Below are 1,369 nucleotides of genomic sequence, written 5' to 3' on the forward strand. Positions count from 1 at the left end.
GCTGTGATGGCAAGGGGAATTGTCCCCGGAGTCCCTGATTTCACACTGCCAAGAAAAGCCTCTAGCGAGGCGGGAGGTGCCCGTACCGCAAACCGACACAGGTAGGCGAGGAGAGAATCCTAAGGTGATCGAGAGAACTCTCGTTAAGGAACTCGGCAAAATGACCCCGTAACTTCGGGAGAAGGGGTGCTCTGTGTAGGGTGTTAAAGCCCGAGAGAGCCGCAGTGAATAGGCCCAGGCGACTGTTTAGCAAAAACACAGGTCTCTGCAAAACCGTAAGGTGACGTATAGGGGCTGACGCCTGCCCGGTGCTGGAAGGTTAAGAGGAGAGGTCAGCGCAAGCGAAGCTTTGAATTGAAGCCCCAGTAAACGGCGGCCGTAACTATAACGGTCCTAAGGTAGCGAAATTCCTTGTCGGGTAAGTTCCGACCCGCACGAAAGGCGTAACGATCTGGGCACTGTCTCAACGAGAGACTCGGTGAAATTATAATATGCGTGAAGATGCGCATTACCCGCGACAGGACGGAAAGACCCCGTGGAGCTTTACTGTAGCCTGATATTGAATTCCGGTGCAGCCTGTACAGGATAGGTAGGAGCCTTGGAATCCGGAGCGCCAGCTTCGGAGGAGGCAATGGTGGGATACTACCCTGGCTGTATTGGACTTCTAACCCTTGCCCGTGATCCGGGCAGGAGACAGTGTCAGGTGGGCAGTTTGACTGGGGCGGTCGCCTCCTAAAGTGTAACGGAGGCGCCCAAAGGTTCCCTCAGAATGGTTGGACATCATTCGCAGAGTGCAAAGGCATAAGGGAGCTTGACTGCGAGACCTACAAGTCGAGCAGGGTCGAAAGACGGGCTTAGTGATCCGGTGGTTCCGCATGGAAGGGCCATCGCTCAACGGATAAAAGCTACCCCGGGGATAACAGGCTTATCTCCCCCAAGAGTCCACATCGACGGGGAGGTTTGGCACCTCGATGTCGGCTCATCGCATCCTGGGGCTGTAGTCGGTCCCAAGGGTTGGGCTGTTCGCCCATTAAAGCGGTACGCGAGCTGGGTTCAGAACGTCGTGAGACAGTTCGGTCCCTATCCGTCGCGGGCGCAGGAAATTTGAGAGGAGCTGTCCTTAGTACGAGAGGACCGGGATGGACACACCGCTGGTGTACCAGTTGTCTTGCCAAAGGCATCGCTGGGTAGCTATGTGTGGACGGGATAAATGCTGAAAGCATCTAAGCATGAAGCCCCCCTCAAGATGAGATTTCCCATTACATTTGTAAGTAAGATCCCTCAAAGAAGATGAGGTGGATAGGTCCGGGGTGGAAGCGTGGCGACACGTGCAGCTGACGGATACTAATCGATCGAGGACTTAACCTTA

The 1,369-nt window shown here is 54.9% G+C and carries 1 rRNA gene; it reads left to right on the plus strand.

Annotation, left to right across the window (positions count from 1 at the left end):
* Nucleotides 1–1,368: ribosomal RNA gene (locus MHZ92_RS21265) — 23S ribosomal RNA — on the plus strand; the annotation flags it as partial.
* Between the last annotated feature and the right edge of the window lies 1 nt (nucleotide 1,369).

This window comes from Sporosarcina sp. ACRSL, from assembly GCF_022346605.1.
In the GTDB taxonomy this organism is placed as follows: domain Bacteria; phylum Bacillota; class Bacilli; order Bacillales_A; family Planococcaceae; genus Sporosarcina.